Consider the following 22,002-nt stretch of genomic DNA (forward strand, 5'->3'; position numbering starts at 1 on the left):
AACAGAGGAGGTCGGACGATGGACCGGGCGTTGCTGGCGGATTTTCTCCGAGCGCGTCGTGAGGCGTTGCAGCCGGAGGATGTCGGGCTGCCCCGCGGGCAGCGGCGCCGCACCGGCGGGCTGCGGCGCGAGGAGGTGGCGGCGCTGGCCGGGATGTCGGCCGACTACTACAGCCGTATCGAGCAGCAGCGAGGTCCGGCTCCGTCGGAGCGGATACTCGTCGCACTCGCCCGGGCACTGCGTCTCAACGAGAGCGAGCGTGACCACCTCTTCGTTCTGGGCGGAATCCCGGCGCCGCGGCGAGTCCTTCGGGACGACTACATCGGTCCCACGATGCTGCGGATCGTCGCCGGTCTCTCGGACGTGCCCGCGATCGTGCTGTCACGGCTCGGCGAGGCGTTGCTGCAGACGCGCCCGGCGGTCGCCCTGCTCGGTGACTACACCCAGTACTCGGGCATGTCCCGTTACCTGGTCTACCGCTGGTTCACCGGTGATCCGCGGGTCCGTGGGCTGTACCCCGTCGAGGACCATCCGATACGGGGCAGGGTCTTCGCCGCGGAGATCCGGGACGCGTACACGGCGGATCCCACCGGGAGGGCCGGCGAGATCGTCGCGGCGCTGCTGGAGGTCAGTTCCGAGTTCGCGAACATCTGGCGGTTGCACGAGGTGGGAGTGACCCACCATCACGACCTCAAGCGCTACCTGCACTCCGAGTTGGGGGAGCTGGAACTGTACGCCGAGATGCTGCTGGATCCGGAGCAGCATCAGACGCTGCTGGTGTTCACCGCCGTGCCCGGCTCCCCCAGCCACGGCAAGCTTCAGCTCCTGACCGCCGCCTAGCGGCTGTCTTCCCTCACACACCTGAAGGCACTGTCTCGAAGCCGAGGCATGCCCAGGTTCCATAATGCTTCAGATTTGAAGCATATTTCCCCGTCATGAAAGGTGGCATGTGCCATGAAAGCTGTACGTTTCCATGAGTACGGTTCTCCGGACGTCTTGCGTTACGAGGACGTGGAACAGCCGGTCCCCGCGGCCGGGGAGGTCCGGATCCGGGTGGCCGCGACGTCGTTCAACCCGGTCGACGGCAACATCCGCGCGGGCTTCATGCAGGGCCCCATCCCGGTGACCCTGCCGCACACCCCCGGCATCGACGTCGCGGGCACGGTCGACGCACTGGGCGAGGGTGTCGCCGGGGTCAGGGCGGGTGACCAGGTTGTCGGCTTCCTGCCGATGACCGGTGCCGGCGCGGCGGCGGAGTACGCGCTCGCACCGGCCGGCCTGCTGACGGCGGCGCCCGCGAGCATCCCGCTGGCCGACGCGGGCGGGTTGCCGCTGGTCGGGCTCACCGCCTGGCAGGCCCTCTTCGACCACGCCAAGCTGACCGCCGGCCAGCGGGTGCTGATCAACGGTGCGGGCGGCGCGGTCGGCGGCTACGCCGTCCAACTGGCCAAGCACGCCGGCGCACATGTGATCGCCACGGCCGGACCGCGCAGCAGTGAACGCGTCAGGACGGCGGGTGCCGATGAGGTGTTCGGCCACGGGGTCCCCGAGCTGTCCGCGCTGGTCGACGTCGTGCTCAACCTCGCGCCGGTCGATCCGATGCAATTGGCCGCGCTGACCTCCGTCGTCCGCGACGGCGGCATCGTGGTGAACACGACGGTGTGGATGCCCGCGCCTTCCGACGAGGAACGCGGCGTGCGCGGCGTCAACCTCTTCGTCAACAGCGACGCCGCGCAGCTGGCGAGGCTGGTGACGCTGGTCGACTCCGGAGCGTTGCACGTCGACATCGCTCGCCGGGTGCCCCTGGCCGAACTGCCGGCACTGCACGCCGAGGCCGCAGATGGCGCGCTCTCCGGCAAGGTCCTCGTCCTTCCCGCCGCCGCCTCTCTCACCTAGGCGGCCTTCCCCGGCACGGCGATCGCGTCGCGTCTCTCTGCAAGCGGTCGAGTTGTCGCCGCATCGCACCAGTTCAGACCCGTGAGCCGAAAGGACAGGACTGCCATGTCCCTCGGTTCCGGGCCCGAGTTCACCCAGGTTTGCGCCCCCATGGCCCGGGCCATGGGGCACGCCTCACCCCTGGCGGCAGGCGACGTGCCCGTACGCCGCGCCCTGTGGGCGGCACACGATCCGTCCGGGGCGGGGTGGTCGACGTGATCGTCGGCGCGGACAACGGTGAGCAAGGCGTGGGCGTGCAAGGCCAGGGGCGTCGGGGTCGGTGACCAGCAGCGGCAGTAGGCGAGTTCGCCGGTGGTGCGGTTGCGTTGCGGCGGATGTCTTCGCGGCCAGGACGTCCGTGCGGAACTTCCCTGCACCAGTGGTGACTTCAGCGGAGCACGCGACGGCGAGCGACGTGGCCGACCTGCCGCTCGTCCAGCACGGACCGCAGCGTCGGGTTGCCACCGTGGACCTCGTTCCCCGCGTCCGCGGGCCCGACGGCTTCAACAGCCCCACCGTCGCCCGGCGCAGCAACGGTCATCCGGCCCGGCACCCCCGGACCCAGCGCACGATCAGCGCACACTTTCGCGGGAACTCCCGGGAACCCGCAGGTGGAGCCAGGACGCCTCCCGGCACCTGAATCCGCCGCTACCAGCCCAAAAGACCTGGTCAGAGTCCCCACAGTAAACACCTTGTAGCGTACTACGCGTATAGTTTCGCTGTGAGCAACTACAGTCCAGATACTGAAACGACAGGTTCGCAGTCCGGCGGGGTGCAGTCCGTGGACCGCGCCATCAGCGTGCTGGAGATTCTCGCCCAGCGCGGCGAGGCCGGGGTCAGCGAGGTGGCCGGTGAGATCGACGTGCACAAGTCGACCGCGTTCCGGCTGCTCGGGGCGCTGGAGGCGCGGGGGTTGGTGGAGCAGGCGGGTGAGCGCGGCAAGTACCGGCTCGGCTTCGGGATCGTGCGGCTGGCCGGCGCGGTCACCGGGCGGATCGACATCACCCAGCAGGGCCGCCCGGTCTGCGAGCGTCTCGCCGAGGAGATCGGCGAGACGGTCAACATCGCGGTGATGCAGGAGCAGTACGCGATCAACCTGTACGAGGTCCGCGGCCCCGGCGCCGTCACCGCGCACAACTGGGTCGGTGAACTCACCCCGTTGCACGCCACCTCCAGCGGCAAGGTCCTGCTGGCACACATGCCCGCCAAGGAGCGCGCCGCGCTGCTGTCGGAGGCCGGCCTGAAGAAGGTGACCCCGGGGACCATCACCTCGAAGACCAAGCTGGAGAAGAACCTCGCCGAGGCCCGGGAGCGCGGATACGCCTGGACGCTGGAGGAGTTGGAGGTCGGGCTGCACGCCGTGGCCGCACCGGTGCGCAACCGGGACGGCGAGGTCATCGCCGCGGTCAGCGCCTCGGGGCCGGCCTACCGGTTCACCGAGGAGCGGCTGCACGAACTCGCGCCGATCCTGGTCAAGGGCGCCGAGGAGATCAGCCACCGCATGGGCTACCTGGGCTGAGTCACCCCGGGGTGATCCCCAGACGCTCGTTCACCCAGTCGTGGAACGCGCCGATGTGATGCTCGCTGGGCACCAGCACCCCGCCCTTGGCGTACATCCGTGAGCTCATTCCGGGCTGTGTGCGTTCGCAGGCCTCGAAGTCCTGGCGGTTGACCCGGTCGAAGAGTTCCACGGACCGGCTGACGTCCTTGCCGCTCTCGACGACGTGCGGGAGGTAGAGCCAGTCGCACTCGACGATCGTGCGGTCGACGGCCACCGGGTACATCCGGTGGAAGATAACGTGGTCGGGGACGAGGTTGATGAACACCTGCGGCTTGATGGTGATCGCGTAGTAGCGGCGGTCCTGGTCCTCGCTCACCCCCGGGATGCGGTCGAGCCCTTCCGACCCGTCCACGGTGAAGCCCCGCACCTCCTCGCCGAACTCCGCGCCGTGGCCGACGTAGTACTGCGCGGCGTAGCCGTCGGCGAACTCCGGGAGTACTTCGGTGAGTTCGGGGTGGATCGTGGCGCAGTGGTAGCACTCCATGAAGTTCTCGATGATGAGCTTCCAGTTGGCCTTCACGTCGTAGACGATGCGCCGGCCCACCGAGAGGTGGTCGATGTCGTAGTGCTCAAGGGACTCCACGTCGCCGAGCCGGGTGACGACCTCGCTGATGACGTCCTCGTCGAACGACGGTGGGTTCTCCGCCAGGTTGACCCACACATAGCCGAGCCATTCACGGACGGCGACACTCACGAGTCCGAATTCGGTACGGCCGACATCGGGCATCTTCGTCAAGTTCGGCGCCGCGACCAGCTTGCCGTTCAGGTCGTACGTCCAGGCGTGGTACGGGCATTGGAAGGCCCGCTTGACCTCTCCGGCCTCCTCGGTGCAGAGCTTGGCGCCGCGGTGCCGGCAGACGTTGAAGTAGGCGCGTATGGAGTTGTCGCGGGCGCGGGTGACGAGGATGCTCTCGCGGCCGACGTCCACGGTCCGGAAGGCGCCGGGTTTGGCCAGGTCGGAGGAGCGCGCGACGCAGAACCACATCGTCTCGAAGATGCGTTCCTGTTCCTGGGCGAAGATGGCCGGGTCCGTGTAGGAGGAGCCGGGCAGGGTGGCGATCAGGCTGTCCGGCAGGCTGGTCGAGGTCACAGTGCACTCCTCGGAGAACGTCGTGGATCGGTCGGTCACGCGCCGGGACGAACGACTCCGGACGGCGTAGTTACGGTCAACTCACCGTGGCGGCAAGCTGTTTGCGCCACCGCATGAACAGCCGCGGCTGGTTCATCGCGAGCACGGCGACCGGCTGGCCGGCACACCGGTAGACGGCGAGGAAACTCCGGTCGCCGGGGGCGCCCTCCTCGACGGTCACACTGTCGGCACCGGCCGCGTGACCGGCGAACTGGATCTTCACGCCGTACTGGTCCGACCAGAAGTACGGCGGCCGGGGCATCCCCGGTTCCGCCGCCCCCCAGGACAGCAGCGCGGCCACCGCCGCGTCGGGCCGCTCCCGCGCCCCGGTCCAGTGCTCGACCCGGCGGTGCGAACCGGCCCGCGGGTCGTACCAGTTGGCACAGTCTCCTACGGCGACCACCCCGGCGAGGCTGGTACGGCCGTCCGCGCCGCACTTGACGCCGTTGTCGAGCTCGACGCCGGAGCCTCCGAGCCAGTCGACGCACGGTCGCGCGCCCACCCCCACGACGACGATGTCGGCGGGGACGGTCCGCCCGTCCTCCAGCAGCACGGCGTCGACCCGGTCCTCCCCGCTCAGCCCTTTCACCCCGGCACCGCACAACAGCCGTACGCCGTGGGCCTCGTGGAGGGCGGAGACGATGCTGCCCATGGTCTCACCGAGCGGTCCCGCAAGGGGGGTCGGTGCCGCTTCGATCACCGTCACGTCCAGTCCCAGGGCGTACGCGGTGGAGGCGACCTCGGCGCCGATGAAGCCGCCGCCGATCACCACCAGCCGTCCGCCCAGGGCGAGTTCGTCGCGCAGGGCACGGGCGTCGTCCAGGGTGCGCAGGGTGTGCACGCCGGCCAGGCCGTCCGTGCCCGGCAGGTTCCGTGCCACCGCGCCGGTCGCGAGGACGACGCCGTCGGCGCGGACCTCCCGGCCGTCGTCGAGGGTCAACACCCTTTCCGCGCCGTCGACTTGGAGGGCGACGGCACGGGCGCCGAGGAGCCACTCCGCGCGCAGGTCCTCGCCGTCCGCCTCCAGCAGGAGATCGGCTTCGCCGACCGTTCCGGCCAGGAACTCCTTGGACAGCGGCGGTCTGTCGTACGGGCGATGGGGTTCGTCGCCGATGACGACGAGCCGTCCGTCGTAGCCCTGTTTCCGCAGCGAGCGTGCCGCCGACAGCCCGGCCAGCGAGGCGCCGACCACGGCCACGGTCCTCACGCGGGTCCGCCGGCGAGCCGGGACGCGACGCAGGGCGGCAGGTTCGGGGCGTCCGTGGACGGCACGACGTAGATCATGCCGTCCTGGACGAGCACTTCATGGGTACGCACCGGGCGCTTGGCCGGCGGGGCGTCGACCGCTCCCGTCCGCAGGTCGAACTTCGAAGCGTGCAGCGGGCATTCCACCTCGCACCCCTCCAGCCAGCCGTCGGCGAGCGAGGCGTCCTGGTGAGTGCACGTGTCGTCGATGGCGAAGACCTCGCCGTCGTCGGTGTGGAACACCGAAACCGGCGGATCGATGTCGAGCCGGTAGGCCTCGCCTCGCGGCAGATCCACGAGAAGGCACGCGGGAATCATCATGACACCTCGGTGCGTATAGCGAAACGGATTGCGGTAAGCGCAACGTCAGTTTGAGGGCGCCCCCAAACCCTTGTCAAGGCATCCAGAGGACAGGTGAACCCCGGATTCGACGTTGCCTCTCACGCAACATGCTGCACCATAAGCAACTCTGTACGGGCATCGGCCCCGGTCGCTCAGCCCCCGTGGACCGCGCGCAGACGGGCCTACCTGCGGGTGTGGGCGCGGCGGCCGGAGAGGCGCCAGAGGAGGCGGGCGGGGGCCGGGGCCTTGGTGAGGAGGGTGCGTTGTTCTTCGGGGGTCGCCACGGCCATCAACGCGCTGAAGGCGCGCAGCAGGTCCTTCTTGTCCAGCTTCGCCAGGCTGACCTCGCCGAGTTTCTCCCATTCGGCGACGCTCAGATGGTCGGCGGCCAGTGCGTCCAGCGCGCCCCTCACCTCCGTGACCAGTTCTTCGAGGCGGTGGTGCTGTTCCTCCAGGCGCGCGACCGCCTCGGCGCGCGCTCACGTGCGTGCCGTGAGCAGGGGCCAGAGGTACTCGTCCTCGCTGGTGTGGTGGGCTTCCAGGCCCATGAGCATGAACCGCACCGCGTCGACGACCAGCGCGGCCCGCGCGGTGTCGCCGGGGCGCAGTCCTCGCACCAGGGCCGGCAGTTCCGCGCAGGACTGCCGGAACGTGCGGTGCAGGTGCACCACGACCATGTCGTGGACATCCGGTTTCGAGGCGACTACGTCGGACATGGTGCTCCCCAACCCTTGCTCAGCTGCTCGTGGAAGCGGTGTGCCAGGTCCGTCGGCTCGTCCGCGCTCCGCGCGGTCTGCCGCAGGTCGACGAGGACCTCGCCGGCGCCTGCCGCGTGGGCGGCGAGCAGGTGGTCCGAGACCTGGACGACGGTTCCCCGGTGCGGAACGGCGTCGTCCGGTGCGGCCCCGGCCGTCACCGTGGGGTTCACGCGGACGACGGTGCGCAGGCTGTCGGGGTCACGTCGGGCCGCCTCCGCGAACTGCCGGATCTGGCTGATGACGTAGGCGAGTTGGGGCACCGGGAGGGCGACTCCGGCCCAGCCGTCCGCGCGCCGGCCGATGCGTTCCAGCGTGGCCGGGGTGAAACCGCCCAGGAGGACCGGCGGGCGGGGGCGCTGCACCGGGAGGGTCTCGATGTGCGCGCTCGGGATCGTCCACAGCTCCCCCTTGTACTCGGCCGAGGAGCCGGACCGGACGTGTTCCAGGACGTCCAGGATCTCCTCCAGCCGGGCTCCGCGTCCTGGCCACGGCACCCCGATGGACCCGTACTCGTCGGACGACCAGCCGAGCCCGAATCCGACGTCGAGCCGTCCCCCGCTGAGGATGTCGACGGACACCAGCGCGCGGGCCAGGAGAAGCGGGGAGTGGAAGGGTGCGTTGAGCGTGCTGGTCCCGAGGCGGAGCCGTCGGGTGGCGTGGGCCGGGAAGGAGAGGGTGACGACGGGCGGTGCAGGGCGCGCATGCGGAGCGCGTACAGGTCCTCCCGCAGGGGATGGTCGGCGATCAGCGAGATCAGTTCCGTGGCCACGCGGGTGTGCCCGCCCAGTTCGTCGGCGCATCCCAGCCGCGCAATCTGGGCGTTCAGCCGCGGCTCGGCGAACCGTCGGCGGTGCCGCCGGGCGTAGGGACCGGGCACCCCGGACGGCGGCTCCCCCGACCACAGCGCCAGCGCGGCGTCGAACGCGCGCAGCGCCTGGCCGGTCTGCCGCGCGGCCCGCAGTTCCTCGCCGTCACGGATGAGCCGCTCGAAGCGCTGGGCGTCGACGTCCCGCTCCGCGATGTCGAGCCGGTATCCGCCCTGCGTGGTCTCCAGCAGGGACCGCTCCTCGCCCAGCGAGAGACGACGGATGCGGTAGACGTACGTCTGCACCGAGCGCACCGCGTGGGCCGACGGCTCCTCCCACAGCGCGTCGATGAGGTCGTCGAGCCCGCACTGCCGCCCCTCCGCGAGCAGCAGCCGGACCAGGACCGCGCACTGCAGCGGACTGCCCAGATCCAGTCGACGTCCGCCACGGCGACCGCTCAACGCCCCCAGCAGCCCGAACTCGTACCCCTCCACCGCCGTTGCCACCTGGCGGAGTCCAGCGGCCCGCAATTCCCTCGTCTGCGCGTCCTCGATGCCCAGGAGTTAGGGTGCTGATGGCTCGCGAAGGGGACACGACGGGGGGCTCGCGTTGGATCGTGCGGCAGGAGAGGACCTGGAAGCCGGGTCGGGCGAGTTCGCGGCGCGTGCGGTGCTGCCCCCGTCGCTGCGTCCACGGCTCGGGCTGATCGGGGTGCTCGCCGCGCTGGTGGTCGTGGTCATCGGGGTGCTGTACTCCGGGCACAGCGCGCCCGGTGCGGTGGACCGGTGGATCTTCCCGCCGACGTCGGACAGTGTGCGGGCGCCGTGGCGCCAAGTCGCCCTGGTGCTGGACTTCTTGGGGGAACCCGCGGGGTCGGCGACGGTGATCGTGGCCGGCGTGGTGGGCTGTCTCCTGCTTCGGCTTCCCCGTGCTGCCGTACTCGTCGTCGCCGGGGCCGGCGTGACCGTGGGGACGACCACGGTCCTCAAGCATGTGGTGGGGCGGACCATCCACGGGCCCGGCAACCTGTCGTACCCGAGCGGGCACACCGCCTTCGCCACCGCGCTCGCCCTCATGGCGGCGCTGCTCGCGACGGACCGGTTCGCCCTCGGGAAGGCGGCCGGTACGTCACTCGTGCTCGCGGCGGGGCTGGTGGCCGGCGCGGTCATGGGGTGGGCGGAGGTCGGGCTGGGCGCGCACTATCCGACCGACGCCCTCGGCGGCTGGTGCACCGCGCTGGCGGTGGTTCCGGCGACCGCGTGGCTGGTCGACCGGGCGGCCGACCGGCTGGGTGACCGGCCGTCCCGCAGGACGGCCGTCGCCGGTCGGCGCGAGCGCCCCTGACGTCATGTCACCTCACGCCAGGCGGCGGAACACCGGCTTCACCGCCCGCCCGGCCAGCCAGGGAGTGGGATCGGAGGCGTCAAGTGCCTTGCGGTACACCGCGCACGCCTGGGCCACCACGTCGACCGTGCGGTCGATGTCCTCGTCGTCGAGCGCGCTGCTCACCACGAAGGACGGGGCGAGCACTCCGCCCGCGAGGAGTCGGCGCAGGAACAGGGTGCGGTACTGCTGCGACGGTTGCAGGTTCTCGTCGAGGGTGGCGAAGACCAGGTTGCTGGCCCGGCCCCGGACGACGACGTGGTCGCCGACGCCCATGGCCTCGGCGGCGTCGCGGACACCGGCGGCCAGCCGCTCGCCGAGGGAGTGCAGCCGTGCGGTGATGCCCTCCTCGACGTAGGTGGCCTGCACGGCCATCGCGGCCGCCAGGGAGTGCGTCTCGGCGCCGTGCGTGGTGGACAGGAGGAACACCCGGTCGCTGGTGGAGTCGCGCAGTCCGCCGCGCTCCATCAGGTCGCGGCGCCCGGCCAGCGCGGAGACGGCGAATCCGTTGCCGAGCGCCTTGCCGAAGGTGGAGAGGTCGGGCACGACGCCGTAGAGGCCCTGGGCGCCCGCCTCGGACCAGCGGAAGCCGGTGATCATCTCGTCGAAGATCAGGACGCAGCCGTGCCGGTCGGCCAGTTGGCGCAGGCCGGCGAGGTAGCCGGGCGGGGGCTCGGTGTGGGTGGCGGGTTCGAGGATCAGGCAGGCGATCTCGTCCGGGTAGCGGGCGAGCAGCTCCTCCGTGGCGGCCAGGTCGCCGTAGGGGAAGGAGGCGATGAGCTCGGTGGTCGTCGACGGGATGCCCGCGGACATCGGGGTGGTGCCGATGAACCAGTCGTCGACGGAGAAGAACGGATGGTCGGAGCAGAGGGCCACCCGCGTGCGGCCGGTGGCGGCGCGGGCGAGGCGGACCGCGGCGGAGGTGGCGTCGGAGCCGTTCTTCGCGAACTTCACCATCTCGGCCGTCGGCACGGTGGCCAGGAAGCGCTCGGCGGCCTCGACCTCCACGATCGACGGCCGGACGAAGTTGCTGCCGCGGCCGAGTTCGCGCCGCACCGCCTCGATCACGCGCGGGTGGGCGTGGCCGAGGCTGACCGACCGCAGGCCGGAGCCGTACTCGATGTAGCGGTTGCCGTCGACGTCCCACACGTGGGCACCGCTGCCGTGGCTGATGACCGGGGCCAGGTTCTCGGGGTACTGGTCGTCGCCCTTGGCGTAGGTGTGAGCGCCCCCGGGGATCAGCGCGTGCAGCCGCTCGTTGGCTGTCCGCGACAGGGGCAGGTCAAGCACTTCGGTGTCCACGAGGACCTCAACTTTCTCTGTGCTTCAGGACCTCGGCGAGGCTCGGCGCCTCCCGGTCCCGCTGGGACATCAGTGCAACCGGCAGCGGCCAGGGAATGGCCAGCTCCGGGTCGTCGAAGGCGATGGTCACGTCCTCCGACGGATCGTGCGGGCGGTCGATCCGGTACGAGGTGTCGGCGGTATCGGTCAGTGCTTGAAAACCGTGCGCGCATCCCGCGGGAATGTAAAGAGTTGGTTGTGATTCTCCTGTGAGTTCAAAGGAGGTCCAATGGCGGTAAGTCGGCGAATCCGGACGCAGGTCCACGACGACGTCGAAGATCCGCCCGTACGAGCACCGCACCAGTTTGGCCTCGCCCGCGCCGGAGCGCAGGTGCAGGCCACGCACCACGCCCCGCACCGAGCGGGACAGGCTGTCCTGGACGAAGGCGTCCGGGTCCAGGCCCACCGAGCGGACCACGTCGGCGTCGAACGTGCGGCAGAAGAAGCCGCGTTCGTCGGTGTACGGCGTCGGCTCGAAGAGGAACGCGCCGGCGATCTCCGGGACTTCGGTGGCTTTCATGGAGACTCCTGGCGGGCGTGGGTGTGGTGGGTCGCGGGGAACACGGCCGCGGTCAACGAGCTGAACTGGTCCTGCAGTTGGCGTGCGGCGGCCTGGTTCCGCTCGGTGAGGGTCCCTCGCAGTTCGGGCGCTCGCTTCTCCAGCGCCCGGAATTGCTCCAGCAACCGGTCGGCGTCGACCTCGCGCGCCGGGTGGCAGTACGCGCCGAGGCCCATCCGCTCCATGAGCGCGTCGCTCTTCGCCGCGTAGCTGAGCGCGAGCACAGGTGTGCCGGTCTTCAGCGCGCAGATCAGGTTGTGGTAGCGGACCGCCACCACGGTGTCGGCGGCCACCATCTCGTTCATCAGGTCGTCCAGGGAGGCCGGTTCGGCCGCGGTGACCAACGGTGAGTCGACCGTTTCGAGGATCGCGGCGACCACCGTCGCGTCGCACCGGTCACCGGTGAGCAGCCGGACCGGCCTGCCCTCCTCGACCAGCGTGCGCACGAACCGGATCGTCCCGTCGAGATAGCGCGCGTAGATCTCGTCGGCGCGGGCGCGGTCGTCGTTGCCGCCGTGGAAGTCCATGACGCCGACGCAGACCGTGCCGGGCACGTCCGAGGGCGCGCTCGACTGCGGTGCCGGCAGGGAGAAGGCGAGGTCCGGGTAGACCTCGTCGCGCGCGGTGTCCACGCCCATCGCCCGCATGGCGTCCCGGGACTGGGCGTCCCGGTAGGACCGGTAGGCGGCCAGGCGGCCCGACCAGCGGACCAGGGCGCGGGTGGGCCGGTTGCGGATCTCGGCGGCGCCGACGCTGACCAGCGCGACGCGGGTGCGCGTCAGCCTGCCGCTCGCGCAGAGCAGGAACAGGGAGTACGGGAAGCCCCAGGGCCGTAGCGGCAGGGTGGCTTCCAGGACGCCCATGCCCGGCACGATCACCACGTCGTGGCGGCGCACCCAGGCGGCGGTGCGGAAGATGTCGACGAACTTGCCCAGGCCCTTCGCGGCGATCGAGCCCAGGCGGGACGCGGTGCGGTACTCGGCGCGGTTCCAGTGCATCCGGGTGGCGGGGATGCCGAAACGGGCGGTCACGGCCTCGGGTCCGCCGCACAGGGCGTCCACGACCGCGTCCGGGTGGTCGGCGCGGAGGTACCCGAGGACGGCTTCGAGCGAGCCGTCGTTGCCGAGGTTGCCGGAGCCGAGCAGACCGAACACCCCGACGCGCACCGGCTGTTGAGCCGCCGACGTCATGCGTGCCTCCCTTCGCGGCCGGCGACCAGGGCGTCCACGGAGACCGTGAGCTGGGCGGGGTCGACCGGGGCACGGTCCTCGACGCGCTCGCCGGCACCGGGCCGGACCCGGCTGGTCATCCAGGAGGCCAGGTGGCGGTAGCAGGCACGCCGGTCGGCCGGGGACAGCGGTGCCCGGCGGATCGCGGAGGCGAAGCCCCAGATGTACTCGGCGAGCAGCCGGGGCGTCGGGTGCAGCGCGCCCGCGCGGCGCGGGTCCAGGTTGACGCAGCGGGCGCGCTTGGAGGGGTTGGCGCGTTCGGCGCGGGTGGGGTGGTCGCGGCGGAAGTAGAGGAGTTCCGGGACCTGGTGGAAGCGTCCGTGCAGGGTGATCTCGGCGACGAAGGTGCGGTCCGCGTGGTGGTAGCTGTCCATCGGCTTCACCCGGCGCAGCACGTCGGCCCGGATCACCCCGTAGAAGTCGTCGCCGCCCGGCTCGAACAGCAGACTGCGGAAGCGCTCCGGCGCGCTCGGGGAGCCGGTGGCGAGCGTGTACTCGTACGGGACCGTCACCTGTCCGTCGCCGTCGATGACGGCCTGGTCGGTGTGGGCGAGGATGACGTCCGGCCGCTCGTCCAGCGCCTCGATGCAGCGCGTCAGCAGGTCGCGGCCGTAGAGGTCGTCGTGCGAGGCCCACTTGAACAACTCGCCGCGGGACTCGGCGAAGACGTGGTTGTGGTTCGGGGTGGCGCCGATGTTGCGGGGCAGCCGGATGTACCGGATGCGGGAGTCCTGCACCGCGTACTTGCGGCAGATGGCCTCGGTGCCGTCGGTCGAGGCGTTGTCGGAGACGACCAGTTCGAAGTCCTCGTAGGTCTGGCCGAGGAGGGCGTCGAACGACTCGGCCAGGTACTCCTCGCCGTTGTACACGGGCAGGCCGATGCTCAGCCTCGGTCGGTCGGTCATGAGGTCCTCACTTCGGGGATGGGTTCGCGGCGGTGCTCGCGCAGGGCGGAGCGCAGTTGCAGCCACCACACGGCCGAGCCGCTGATGGTCGCGGCGGCGACGCCCCAGGCCGAGCCGGCCGTACCGCCGAGGGCCGCGCCGCCGAGCCCGCCGCCGACGTAGCAGGCGGAGGCGAACAGCTGGCAGCGCAGGCTGCGGTGGGCGGCGCCGAGCGCGCGCAGTCCGGCCGCGGCGCCGGTGCCGAGGCCCGCTCCCGCGACGCTGAGGGTGATCTGCACGATGAGGTGCGAGGAGGAGTGCCAGACGTCGCCGAGCGCCAACTCGCCGAGCCTGCCCGGCATCAGCAGCAGCGCCGAGCCCCAGAGCAGGGCTCCGGTGGCCTGTCCCCCGCCGAGGTAGAGGCAGAACCTGCCCAGTCGTCGGGGTGCCTGCCGCAGCACGCGGGCCGCCTCGGGGACGGTGACCAGCGAGAGCCCCATCAGTACGGCGAGGAAGGGGCCGAGGAGGAGTTCGGCGCCGCGCACCGCGCCCACCGCGCTCACTCCGACGATCACACCGAGGCCGTACGCCCGGAGTTGGCTCGCGCCGCTGAGGCTGACGTTCTCGACCAGGTACCGGTAGCCGAGGTCGCGCTGTTCGCGCAGCCAGCCGCGGGCCCGGGCAGGCCGGGGCCGGATGCCGGACTGGATGCAGCCGTATCCGGCCGCGACCGTGGCGGACGCGCCCCAGGCGAGCACGAACGCGGCCACGGTGTCGACGTGGGCCGCCACCACCATGGCGGGGATCAGCGCGATGCCCCACACGATGTCGTTGACGAACGCCTTCCGCCCGTCGCCGGCGGCGAAGAACGAGAACCGCCAGGCGTCCTGGAGCAGCAGCCCCGGCATCATGAGACCGAGGGCGGCGAAGGCGGGCCCGACCCGGCCGCCGAGGCCGACCCCGGCGGCCAGGCACAGCACTCCGAGGGCCGTACCGACGCAGACCGCGGTGCCCGTCGAGCGGGCCACCGCCCCGCGCCAGGACGCCTCCGGGACTCCGCTGAAGCGGACCACGAGCGGGTCGGTGGCAAGGCCCCGGGAGACGTTGAGCACCACGCCGTAGGTCACCCAGGCGAGGCTGAACACGCCGAACGCGGTGACCCCCAGCGAGCGGGCCACGTAGATGCCCACCGCGAAGTTGCTGATGCTGGAGGCGGCCTGGTCGGCCAGTCCCCAGGAGAGCCGGCCGACGAGGGCCCGCTTGGCGGACCGCACTGGCGCCGCCTTCTCTCCGTCGGTGGTCGTCGATGTCATGTCTTGATCAGTCCGGCCTCGTGCAGGGCGTCGGCCGCTCCGGCGACGCTGTCGAAGGGCAGCCCGGACCGTTCGGCGACGTCCAGCAGACTGTGCTCGCCGTCGGAGAGGTTGAGCACCCAGAGCATGGCCATCTGGGCCTGCTTGGTGTCGCTGCGTCCGCCGAGCGCGTCGTACAACCCGCGCCGGCCCAACTGCGGTTCGCCGTAGGGGCTGAGGTTGAGATACCGCCGGTTGCGGTCGAGAACGGCGAACGCCTCGCGGCAGACGGCGAGCGTGTCGGCCATCGCCTCCGGGGAGACGAAGTCCGGGTTGTCCGCCGAGGTGTGGTACTCCGGGTAGCCCGCGTACGGGGTCCGACTGAGCGAGCCCACGCCGAGGTTGAACCCGGGTGAGCAGTACTGCCGCTCGTCGTAGCCGTACGGCGTGAACTCGTTGATGTGGTGCGGACGTTCGGACGCGGCCAGTACGTGCTTGAGCACCCGGTCGATCTCCGCGTCGCCGCGTCGGCTTTGTTTGTACGTCAGTTGGCCCGTGTCTCCGGCGCAGGCCAGCACGAGGCCGTGCTTGACCCGCTCGATCCGCTCCGCGTTGCGGGCCAGCCAGGTGATCGCCCCGATGGTGCCGGGCGCGTAGATGAACCGGTAGGTGTAGTACGGCGTTTGCTGCGCCAGCGCGCGGGCCAGGAACGTCGCCACCGCGATGCCGGCCAGGTTGTCGTTGGCCAGCGACGGGTGGCAGGTGTGGCAGGAGACGATGACCTCGTCGGCCACCTGTCCGGGGACCACGTGCTCGGCGTAGGTGAGGTGGCCGTCCGCGAGGGTGGAGTCGATGTGGACTTCGTAGTCGCCGTCGGGCAGCGCGTCCAGGGTCTCCTGGGCCAGGCAGAAGCCCCACTCCGGCTTGTAGTAACTCGTGCGGTACGGAACCCAGTTCGGGTGCTCCGGCAGCGTGTGCAGGTGGTCGCGCAGCTCGGAGAGCGGCATGGTCCGCGACACCGGGACGCTGTAGCCGAGCACGTGCAGGCTGGACGCGGCGAAGTCGACGACCCGCCGACCCGAGCTGTCGGCGATGTACGCGTCCCGGATGTTCCACTCCTGTGGAACGGTCCAGTCGAGCACCTGCGTCCCGGTCGGCACCTCGTGCACCTGCAAGGGGACGTACTCGCCGACGATGTCCAGGGTGGCGCGCACGCCGTCGCCGGTGATGCTCCGGCAGAGCGGGTACAGCCGCTCCACCAGTGCGTGCATCTCCTCGCCGACTGCGGTCATCGGCGCCACCGCAGGGTGTCGTCGACGGTGCCGGCCTCGGAGGCCGCCTTGAGCACGGCGAGGCGGGTGAAGCGCTGCTCGAAGTCCTCCCGGGTCAGGTCGAACTTCCGGTAGGCGTCGGCGAGTTCGAGGGCGCCCTGCTTGACCGTCCACTCGCAGTCGAAGTCGGGGACGGCGTTGCGGAAGCGGGAGAAGTCCACGCGGTACGAGCGCGGGTCGGCGCCGTTCTCGCCGGTGATCACGACCTTCGCGCCGGACACCGCCTCGGCGACCTGCTCGGCGATCTCGGCGACGGTGACGTTGTTGATCTCGCTGCCGATGTTGAAGGCGCGGTCGTGGACCGCCTCGCGCGGCGCGGTGAGCGCGGCGGTGAAAGCGCGGGCGATATCGGCGGCGTGGACGAGCGGGCGCCAGGGGGTGCCGTCGGAGAGGACCAGCACCTCGCCGGACAGGAGCGCGTGGCCCACGAGGTTGTTCAGGACGATGTCGGCGCGCAGTCGGGGCGAGTAGCCGAAGGCGGTGGCGTTGCGCATGAACACCGGGGTGAAGTCGTCGTCGGCGAGCGCGTGCACGTCGTCCTCGACCCGCACCTTCGACTCCGCGTACGGCGTCACGGGGCGCAGCGGGGCGTCCTCGGTGACCAGGTCGTCGCCGCCCGAGGCGCCGTAGACGGAGCAGGTCGACGCGTACAGGAAGCGCCCGACTCCCGCGTCGCGGGCCAGCTTCGCCAGTCGTACGGAGGCGTGGTGGTTGATGTCATAGGTGAGTTCCGGGGCCAGCGAGCCGAGCGGGTCGTTGGACAGCGCGGCCAGGTGGATCACGGCGTCGAACCCGGCCACGTGCTCGGCGGTGACGTCGCGCAGGTCCACCCGTGTGCCCGGCGGGTCGGCGGGCTGCGGGCCGAGGACGGAGTCGGCGAAGAGGCCGGAGTCGAGGCCGGCGACCTCGTGTCCGGCGGCGGTGAGGACGGGTGCCATCACGGTGCCCAGATAGCCCTGGTGTCCGGTCAGAAGTACGCGCAAGGTGTTCAACCCCCCAGGTTGAGCGTGAGTTTGGTGACGGCGAAGGCCTCGGCGTAGCGCGCGTGGCATTCGATACCGCGGATCCGGGCGAGGCCGAGGAAGGCCTCCCGGTCGTACCAGGGCCGGTGCCGCTGCGAGGGGTAGTGCTCCTGCAGCAGCCGTACCTTCTCTTCGGCGGTCTCGGTCTCCAGCGGCTGGTAGGCCGCCGGCCGGCCGAGGTCGCCGTCCCACTTGACGATCTCGTAGCCGAGCACGAGGTGGTCACGGAACGCCGTGGTCATCAGCTTCGCCAGGCCGCGGTGGTCCTGGTGGGCGTCGTCGGTGCGCGGCGCGAGGACCAGGTCCGGCTCGGTCTGCGCGCGCAGGTCCTCGACGGCGGCCTTGGCCTCCTCCCAGTGGGCGGGCAGGCGGCCGTCCGGCAGTTTGTGCACGGTCAGGCGCAGGTCGGCGCCCGGACAGAAGGCGGTGAGCGCGGCCTGTTCCTCCTGCTCGCGCTCGCTGCCGCCGCCGGAGAGCACCAGCGCGTCGACGCGGATGCCGGGGCGTGCCTGGCAGAGCGTCAGCAGGGTGCCGCCGGCGCCGATGGCGATGTCGTCGCAGTGGGCGCCCACGACGACGATCCGGTCGAGAGGACCGGCTCCGAGCCTGATCACGCACGCACCCCCGCGCTGTCCTGCTCCCAGACGGCCCAGGGGCGGTCGCCCCGGGCGTAGGCCTCGTCGAGCGCGGCCCGCTCCTTCACGGTGTCGGTCGGCTTCCAGAAGCCGCGGTGCTGGTGTGCCACCAGCCGTCCCCGCTTGGCGAGTTGGGAGCAGCCGTCGGCGACCAGGTCACCGTTCTCCGGTATGTGGTCGAAGACCTCCTGGCGGAGCACGAAGTAGCCGCCGTTCTCCCACAGCGGCATGTCGCTCACCGCGGTGATGCCGCCCACCAGGCCGTCCTCGCCCAACTCCACGCAGTGGAACGAGGATTGGGGCGGTACGACCATCATCGACGCACCCGCGTCGCGCGCGGCGAACCGGTCGATCATCTCCGGCAGCGGGGCGTCGGTCAGCACGTCGGCGTAGTTGGCGAGGAACATCTCGTCGCCGTCGAGGTGGTGGCGCACCCGGCGCAGCCGCTCACCGATGGGCGACTCGATACCGGTCTGCGCGAAGGTGATCGTCCAGTCGGCGATGTCGGTGGAGAGCAACTCGGTCTGGCCGCCGCGCAGTACGAAGTCGTTGGAGGCGGTCTCCTCGTAGTTGAGGAAGAAGTTCTTGATGTGGTGGGCGCCGTAGCCGAGGCACAGGATGAACTCCTTGTGCCCGAAGTGCGCGTAGTAGCGCATGACGTGCCAGATCAGGGGTCTGGGCCCGACCATCGCCATGGGCTTGGGTACGTCGTCGGAGGTTCCGTTGCGCATGCGCATCCCGTAACCGCCGCAGAACAGGACGACCTTCATGCTGTGACCTCTTTCGACTGCGCCGCCTCGACGATGCTCAGTTCCGGGATGGGGAAGACGAGCCGGCCGCCCCACTCGTGGACGAAGGACAGTTGCTCGACCAGTTCGGCCCGCAGGTTCCACGGGAGGACGAGGACGTAGTCCGGTTTGTCGGCCGCTATCTGCTCGGGCGGGAGGATCGGGATGCGGGTGCCGGGGGTGAACCGGCCGTGCTTGTACGGGTTGCGGTCGACCGTGTAGGCGAGCAGGTCGGGGCGGATGCCGCAGTGGTTGAGCAGGGTGTTGCCCTTGCCGGGGGCGCCGTAGCCGACGACCGTCTCGCCGCGGTCGGCCGCGTCGATCAGGAACCGGAGCAGGTCCCGGCGCACCTTGGCGACCCGGGCGGAGAACTCGGTGTATCCGGCCAACTCCTGGAGCCCGGCGGCCTTTTCGCGGGCGAGCACGTCGGCCACTCGCTGCGAGGGCTCCCCCGCGACCTCGGCCGGGCGCGCCCACAGGCGGATGGAGCCGCCGTGCGTGGGCAGCAACTCGACGTCCACGAGGGCGAGTCCGCCGCTGGCGAGGGCTCGGATCGCGGAGGCGACGGTGTAGTACTGGAAGTGCTCGTGGTAGATCGTGTCGTACTGGTTGTCCTCGATCAGGGTCAGCAGGTGCTGCACCTCGATGGAGACCCAGCCGTCGTCGGCGACCAGGGCGCGCAGGCCCTGGGTGAAGCCGACCACGTCGGGGATGTGCGCGTACACGTTGTTGGCCACGACCAGGTTCGCCGGGCCGTGCTCGGCGCGGACGGCCGCGCCGGTGTCGGGGCTCAGGAAGTCCGTGAAGGTGGGTACGCCCGCCTCGCGGGCCGCGGCACCGACGTTCACCGAGGGCTCGATGCCCAGGCAGCGGATCCCCCGGTCCACCACGTGCCGCAGCAGGTAGCCGTCGTTGCTCGCGACCTCGACCACGAAGGAGTCGGAGTCAAGGCCGAGGCGGTCCACCGCGCCCTCGACGAAGGTGCGCGCGTGCTCCACCCAGGAGGTCGAGAAGGAGGAGAAGTACGCGTACTCCTTGAACGTCTCCTCCGGCGTGATCAGCGGCGGTATCTGCGCCAGCCAGCAGTCCGTGCAGACCCGTAGATGCAGCGGGTACGCCGGTTCCGGCTGGTCCAGTTGGTCCGCGGCGAGAAAACTCTCGCACGGCGGTGTCGCCCCCAGGTCGACGACGCTCGCCATCGCTTCGGAGCCGCAGAGTCGGCATCGTGTCATGTGCTGTCCCCATCCCCCCTGCCCGCGTGGGTGTCCCCACCGCGAGCCAGTGCTGACCGTCCCGCGATCGCGGTGCGGTACTCCTCCAGCAGGCGCTCCAGGCCGACGGCCGGGCTGAATCCCTGCTCGTAGCGGCGCCGGGCCGCTTCGCCCATCTCCCGGTTGCGGTCCGGGTCGTTCGCGATCCGGCGGATGCCGGCCGCGAGCGAGGCGGCGTCGCCCGGCGTGTGCAGCAGTCCGGTGACGCCGTCGTCGACGAGTTCGACGAAGGCGCCGTGTCCGGCCGCGACGGTCGGCACCCCGGCCGCCATCGCCTCCACGACCACCAGGCCGAACGCCTCCAGCCAGGTCGAGGGCGCCACCATGGCGACGGACCGCGCGATGGCCTTGCGGCACTCCGCCGGGTCCAGCAGGCCGACGTAGCGCACGTCGTCGCGGCCCGCCGCCCAGGCGGTCACCTCTTTCTCCAGCGGTCCGGTGCCGGCGATCGCGAGCGGGACACCGACACCTCCGCCCGCCGCGATCTCGTCCCACGCGGCCATGAGCAGCCGTACGCCCTTGGCCTCGGCGAGCCGGCCGAGGTAGAGCAGCTGCTCTCCCCCGCCCTCCCGGCGGATGTCGGGTTCGGGGACGAAGTTGTGCTTCACCGCGAGGCGCTCGGCGGGCATGCCGGAGGTCACCAGGACGTCGCGCTGCGCGGCGGAGATGCAGAGGAAGCGCTCCACGCCGGTCCACCAGCGCCGCCGGTTGACCGACAGGCTGACCGCGAGCGGCACGGTCGCGAGGCTGGAGTTGCGGTAGCAGCCGTGCCGGACCGCGGGCAGCGGTGTCGAGCCGACGCACTCCGTGCACGGGCGGCCGTCCCGCTGCAGGGTGCCGGGCGGGCACACCTGCGTGTAGTTGTGCAGCGTGGCGACGGCGGGCACTCCGGCGTCGGCGCAGGCGGCGAGGACCGCGGGCGACAGGAGCGGGAACACGTTGTGGACGTGCACCACGTCCGGCCGCTCGGCGCGCAGCTTGGCGGCGAGTTCCTTGCGGACCGCCGGGTTCCACGGCACCAGGAGCGGCACCGCGACCTTGCCGAGAAGGGAGCGTCCGCCGATGTCGTCGCTGCGCCGCTCGAACAGCTCGACCCGGTGGCCGGCCGCGCGCAGCAGCTCCACCTCCTGGTCGACGACGTTGTTCTCCCCGCTCGGCTGCGCCGAGTTGTAGCGGTTGTGCACCACGAGAACGTGCATGCTCACTTCACCTCCGATCCCCGGGCCCAGCGCGGGACCCGCCGTCGAGGGGCCTCGGGCAGCGCGAGCGGAGCGGCCTTGGCGGGGGCCGCCAACAGCGAGGCGGCCAGGGCCAGATGGAGCAGATAGGGCGAGGCGTCACCGAGGCCGGCCTCGGTGTACGAGGCGATCGCGCAGTAGCTGATCAGGAAGATCGCGCAGGCCCGCTGCAACGACGGCGGGCGCAGCAACGCGACACCGCCCAGCACGACGATGATCACCGCGACGAGGGTGACACCGACCAGACCCTGCTCGTTGTAGACGGCCAGCCAGCTGTTGTCGATCGGCAGCCCGCCGAACGACTTGTCGCCCAGGCCCACGCCGAACAGCTGTTGAGCGGTGGACCGGGGCTCGGCCAGCAGGGCGTTCCAGACCTTGGCCCGGCCCGTGAGGCTGGAGAAGTTCTCCTGGCTCTGCCCGCGCAGGAACCAGGTCTGGAGTGCGGAGGCGAAGCCGACCGCGGCCACCACGGAGATCATCACCGACCAGCTGAAGAAGCGGCGGGCCGCGGCGCTGGTCAGGATGAGCGAGCCGATCGCCAGCGCCAGCCCGAGCAGCAGGCCGAGCGTGGCCGTCCGGGTGTGGGTCAGCGCGAGCAGCACCAGCGACGGCACGATGACCAGCACGGCGCTGGTCCGGTCGGTCCGTCTGCCGATGACGAGCAGCGCGGTGAGCCCGATGATGACCGCCGCGTACTGCCCGATCTGCGGCGGGGTGAGCGGCCACAGCGCGCCGACCAGGCGTCCGCCGTAGAGGCCGGGCAGGGCCTTGCCCGGGGAGACGACCAGGCCGAGGGCCACCGAGCCGAGGACCGCGAAGTACGCCCGGATGTGGTATCGGACGAAGGTGAGGCTGCCGTCCCACCAGCGGCTGAGCAGCCACAGGGTGCCGACGAAGAGGGTCAGCCGGAAGCAGCGGAACAGCGCGCCCATCCCGGACTCCAGGCTCGCGCTGGAGATCACGCTGGAGACCAGCAGCAGGCTGAGCAGCAGCACGTAGGCGCTGGACCTGACGCGCACGCGCTGGTTGACCAGGAGTGCCAGGCCGAACGCGGCGACCAGCGAGCCCATGGTGACCATCTGGATGAGGGAGCGGGGTAGCGGGACGATGGTCTTCGCCCCGGCGGAGCCGAGCGTGTTGAGGACCAGCAGCCCCCAGACGATCCCGACGATCTTCGGTGTGGCGCCCGGACGCGGCTCGGCGCCGGGCAGTGACTCCGCCGTGTCCGGTCCGCGGGTCAGGTTCTCGCCCAT

Annotated in this window: 22 protein-coding genes and 2 pseudogenes; 4 read left to right on the forward strand and 20 right to left on the reverse strand. The window is 71.0% G+C overall.

The window, feature by feature from the left end; all coding sequences use genetic code 11:
* The first annotated feature begins 18 nt into the window (after positions 1-18).
* Both ACWDEW_RS15890 and ACWDEW_RS15895 read left to right on the forward strand, forming a co-directional pair.
* On the forward strand, positions 19-840 hold the full coding sequence (locus ACWDEW_RS15890; RefSeq protein WP_450513235.1) for a helix-turn-helix transcriptional regulator: 822 nt from the start codon (positions 19-21) through the stop codon (positions 838-840).
* A 114-nt stretch (positions 841-954) separates the two neighbouring features.
* A complete protein-coding gene (locus ACWDEW_RS15895; protein ID WP_450513237.1) occupies positions 955-1,896 on the forward strand; it encodes an NADP-dependent oxidoreductase in 942 nt (313 codons plus the stop codon).
* A gap of 233 nt (positions 1,897-2,129) precedes the next feature.
* On the opposite strand, the pseudogene ACWDEW_RS15900 reads toward ACWDEW_RS15895, so the two are convergent.
* Positions 2,130-2,419, reverse strand: a pseudogene (locus tag ACWDEW_RS15900) (hypothetical protein); the annotation flags it as partial.
* Positions 2,420-2,707: 288 nt separating this feature from the next.
* Between ACWDEW_RS15900 and ACWDEW_RS15905 the strand changes: the two are divergent.
* Entirely contained in the window at positions 2,708-3,454 is a 747-nt protein-coding gene (locus ACWDEW_RS15905) for an IclR family transcriptional regulator (RefSeq protein WP_450513386.1), read from the forward strand.
* Between the two features lies 1 nt (position 3,455).
* On the opposite strand, the gene ACWDEW_RS15910 is transcribed toward ACWDEW_RS15905, so the two are convergent.
* The 7 genes and pseudogenes from ACWDEW_RS15910 to ACWDEW_RS15940 all read right to left on the reverse strand — a co-directional run.
* On the reverse strand, positions 3,456-4,586 hold the full coding sequence (locus ACWDEW_RS15910) for an aromatic ring-hydroxylating oxygenase subunit alpha (RefSeq protein ID WP_450513239.1): 1,131 nt from the start codon (positions 4,584-4,586) through the stop codon (positions 3,456-3,458).
* Between the two features lie 76 nt (positions 4,587-4,662).
* Positions 4,663-5,832: an NAD(P)/FAD-dependent oxidoreductase gene (locus tag ACWDEW_RS15915; protein ID WP_450513241.1), complete on the reverse strand. Its 1,170-nt coding sequence runs from the start codon at positions 5,830-5,832 to the stop codon at positions 4,663-4,665.
* On the reverse strand, positions 5,829-6,191 hold the full coding sequence (locus ACWDEW_RS15920) for a bifunctional 3-phenylpropionate/cinnamic acid dioxygenase ferredoxin subunit (RefSeq protein ID WP_019069625.1): 363 nt from the start codon (positions 6,189-6,191) through the stop codon (positions 5,829-5,831). The genes ACWDEW_RS15915 and ACWDEW_RS15920 overlap by 4 nt, the downstream gene beginning before the upstream one ends.
* Before the next feature lie 203 nt (positions 6,192-6,394).
* Positions 6,395-6,625: a hypothetical protein gene (locus tag ACWDEW_RS15925; protein ID WP_450513243.1), complete on the reverse strand. Its 231-nt coding sequence runs from the start codon at positions 6,623-6,625 to the stop codon at positions 6,395-6,397.
* Positions 6,626-6,691: 66 nt separating this feature from the next.
* Positions 6,692-6,928, reverse strand: coding sequence for a hemerythrin domain-containing protein (locus ACWDEW_RS15930; protein WP_450513245.1), 237 nt, complete (start codon positions 6,926-6,928; stop codon positions 6,692-6,694).
* Positions 6,916-7,770, reverse strand: a complete 855-nt coding sequence (locus ACWDEW_RS15935) for a TIGR03619 family F420-dependent LLM class oxidoreductase (RefSeq protein WP_450513247.1) — start codon at positions 7,768-7,770, stop codon at positions 6,916-6,918. The genes ACWDEW_RS15930 and ACWDEW_RS15935 overlap by 13 nt, the downstream gene beginning before the upstream one ends.
* Positions 7,716-8,282 (reverse strand): annotated as a pseudogene (locus tag ACWDEW_RS15940) (AfsR/SARP family transcriptional regulator); the annotation flags it as partial. The pseudogene ACWDEW_RS15940 and the gene ACWDEW_RS15935, both read right to left, overlap by 55 nt.
* 103 nt (positions 8,283-8,385) lie before the next feature.
* Between ACWDEW_RS15940 and ACWDEW_RS15945 the strand changes: the two are divergent.
* Complete coding sequence (locus tag ACWDEW_RS15945) at positions 8,386-9,120, forward strand: phosphatase PAP2 family protein (RefSeq protein WP_450513249.1); 735 nt, start codon at positions 8,386-8,388, stop codon at positions 9,118-9,120.
* 12 nt (positions 9,121-9,132) lie between these two features.
* On the opposite strand, the gene ACWDEW_RS15950 is transcribed toward ACWDEW_RS15945, so the two are convergent.
* Genes ACWDEW_RS15950 through ACWDEW_RS16005 form a run of 12 tightly spaced genes read right to left on the reverse strand, consistent with a single transcriptional unit; the run spans position 9,133 to position 22,002 of the window.
* Entirely contained in the window at positions 9,133-10,461 is a 1,329-nt protein-coding gene (locus tag ACWDEW_RS15950; RefSeq protein WP_450513250.1) for a glutamate-1-semialdehyde 2,1-aminomutase, read from the reverse strand.
* 7 nt (positions 10,462-10,468) lie between these two features.
* On the reverse strand, positions 10,469-11,020 hold the full coding sequence (rfbC, locus tag ACWDEW_RS15955) for a dTDP-4-dehydrorhamnose 3,5-epimerase (protein WP_450513251.1): 552 nt from the start codon (positions 11,018-11,020) through the stop codon (positions 10,469-10,471).
* Positions 11,017-12,249: a polysaccharide pyruvyl transferase family protein gene (locus ACWDEW_RS15960; RefSeq protein WP_450513253.1), complete on the reverse strand. Its 1,233-nt coding sequence runs from the start codon at positions 12,247-12,249 to the stop codon at positions 11,017-11,019. Before ACWDEW_RS15960 ends, rfbC begins: the two co-directional genes overlap by 4 nt.
* On the reverse strand, positions 12,246-13,193 hold the full coding sequence (locus ACWDEW_RS15965; protein ID WP_450513254.1) for a glycosyltransferase family 2 protein: 948 nt from the start codon (positions 13,191-13,193) through the stop codon (positions 12,246-12,248). Before ACWDEW_RS15965 ends, ACWDEW_RS15960 begins: the two co-directional genes overlap by 4 nt.
* Positions 13,190-14,485 carry a hypothetical protein gene (locus tag ACWDEW_RS15970; RefSeq protein WP_450513256.1) on the reverse strand — a complete coding sequence of 432 codons (1,296 nt, stop codon included), beginning with the start codon at positions 14,483-14,485 and terminating at the stop codon, positions 13,190-13,192. Before ACWDEW_RS15970 ends, ACWDEW_RS15965 begins: the two co-directional genes overlap by 4 nt.
* A complete protein-coding gene (locus ACWDEW_RS15975; RefSeq protein WP_450513258.1) occupies positions 14,482-15,756 on the reverse strand; it encodes a DUF4910 domain-containing protein in 1,275 nt (424 codons plus the stop codon). The genes ACWDEW_RS15970 and ACWDEW_RS15975 overlap by 4 nt, the downstream gene beginning before the upstream one ends.
* Complete coding sequence (locus ACWDEW_RS15980; RefSeq protein WP_450513388.1) at positions 15,753-16,778, reverse strand: NAD-dependent epimerase/dehydratase family protein; 1,026 nt, start codon at positions 16,776-16,778, stop codon at positions 15,753-15,755. Before ACWDEW_RS15980 ends, ACWDEW_RS15975 begins: the two co-directional genes overlap by 4 nt.
* Positions 16,779-16,783: 5 nt before the next feature.
* On the reverse strand, positions 16,784-17,431 hold the full coding sequence (locus ACWDEW_RS15985; RefSeq protein WP_450513260.1) for a PIG-L deacetylase family protein: 648 nt from the start codon (positions 17,429-17,431) through the stop codon (positions 16,784-16,786).
* A complete protein-coding gene (locus ACWDEW_RS15990) occupies positions 17,428-18,222 on the reverse strand; it encodes a sugar phosphate nucleotidyltransferase (RefSeq protein WP_450513262.1) in 795 nt (264 codons plus the stop codon). Before ACWDEW_RS15990 ends, ACWDEW_RS15985 begins: the two co-directional genes overlap by 4 nt.
* Entirely contained in the window at positions 18,219-19,472 is a 1,254-nt protein-coding gene (locus tag ACWDEW_RS15995; RefSeq protein ID WP_450513263.1) for a class I SAM-dependent methyltransferase, read from the reverse strand. The genes ACWDEW_RS15990 and ACWDEW_RS15995 overlap by 4 nt, the downstream gene beginning before the upstream one ends.
* Complete coding sequence (locus ACWDEW_RS16000; protein ID WP_450513265.1) at positions 19,469-20,710, reverse strand: glycosyltransferase family 4 protein; 1,242 nt, start codon at positions 20,708-20,710, stop codon at positions 19,469-19,471. Before ACWDEW_RS16000 ends, ACWDEW_RS15995 begins: the two co-directional genes overlap by 4 nt.
* 2 nt (positions 20,711-20,712) lie before the next feature.
* A complete protein-coding gene (locus ACWDEW_RS16005) occupies positions 20,713-22,002 on the reverse strand; it encodes an O-antigen ligase domain-containing protein (protein ID WP_450513267.1) in 1,290 nt (429 codons plus the stop codon).

This window comes from Streptomyces sp. NPDC001100, from assembly GCF_053598575.1.

Coding starts and splice junctions, on each gene's coding strand:
- rfbC (WP_450513251.1), bottom strand. CDS start 11,020: ATGAAAGCCACCGAAGTCCCGGAGATCGCCGGCGCGTTCCTCTTCGAG.
- ACWDEW_RS15930 (WP_450513245.1), bottom strand. CDS start 6,928: ATGTCCGACGTAGTCGCCTCGAAACCGGATGTCCACGACATGGTCGTG.
- ACWDEW_RS15975 (WP_450513258.1), bottom strand. CDS start 15,756: ATGACCGCAGTCGGCGAGGAGATGCACGCACTGGTGGAGCGGCTGTAC.
- ACWDEW_RS15960 (WP_450513253.1), bottom strand. CDS start 12,249: ATGACGTCGGCGGCTCAACAGCCGGTGCGCGTCGGGGTGTTCGGTCTG.
- ACWDEW_RS15890 (WP_450513235.1), top strand. CDS start 19: ATGGACCGGGCGTTGCTGGCGGATTTTCTCCGAGCGCGTCGTGAGGCG.
- ACWDEW_RS15990 (WP_450513262.1), bottom strand. CDS start 18,222: ATGAAGGTCGTCCTGTTCTGCGGCGGTTACGGGATGCGCATGCGCAAC.
- ACWDEW_RS15895 (WP_450513237.1), top strand. CDS start 955: ATGAAAGCTGTACGTTTCCATGAGTACGGTTCTCCGGACGTCTTGCGT.
- ACWDEW_RS15920 (WP_019069625.1), bottom strand. CDS start 6,191: ATGATGATTCCCGCGTGCCTTCTCGTGGATCTGCCGCGAGGCGAGGCC.
- ACWDEW_RS15965 (WP_450513254.1), bottom strand. CDS start 13,193: ATGACCGACCGACCGAGGCTGAGCATCGGCCTGCCCGTGTACAACGGC.
- ACWDEW_RS16005 (WP_450513267.1), bottom strand. CDS start 22,002: ATGGGCGAGAACCTGACCCGCGGACCGGACACGGCGGAGTCACTGCCC.
- ACWDEW_RS15970 (WP_450513256.1), bottom strand. CDS start 14,485: ATGACATCGACGACCACCGACGGAGAGAAGGCGGCGCCAGTGCGGTCC.
- ACWDEW_RS15935 (WP_450513247.1), bottom strand. CDS start 7,770: ATGCGCCGACGAACTGGGCGGGCACACCCGCGTGGCCACGGAACTGAT.
- ACWDEW_RS16000 (WP_450513265.1), bottom strand. CDS start 20,710: ATGCACGTTCTCGTGGTGCACAACCGCTACAACTCGGCGCAGCCGAGC.
- ACWDEW_RS15995 (WP_450513263.1), bottom strand. CDS start 19,472: ATGACACGATGCCGACTCTGCGGCTCCGAAGCGATGGCGAGCGTCGTC.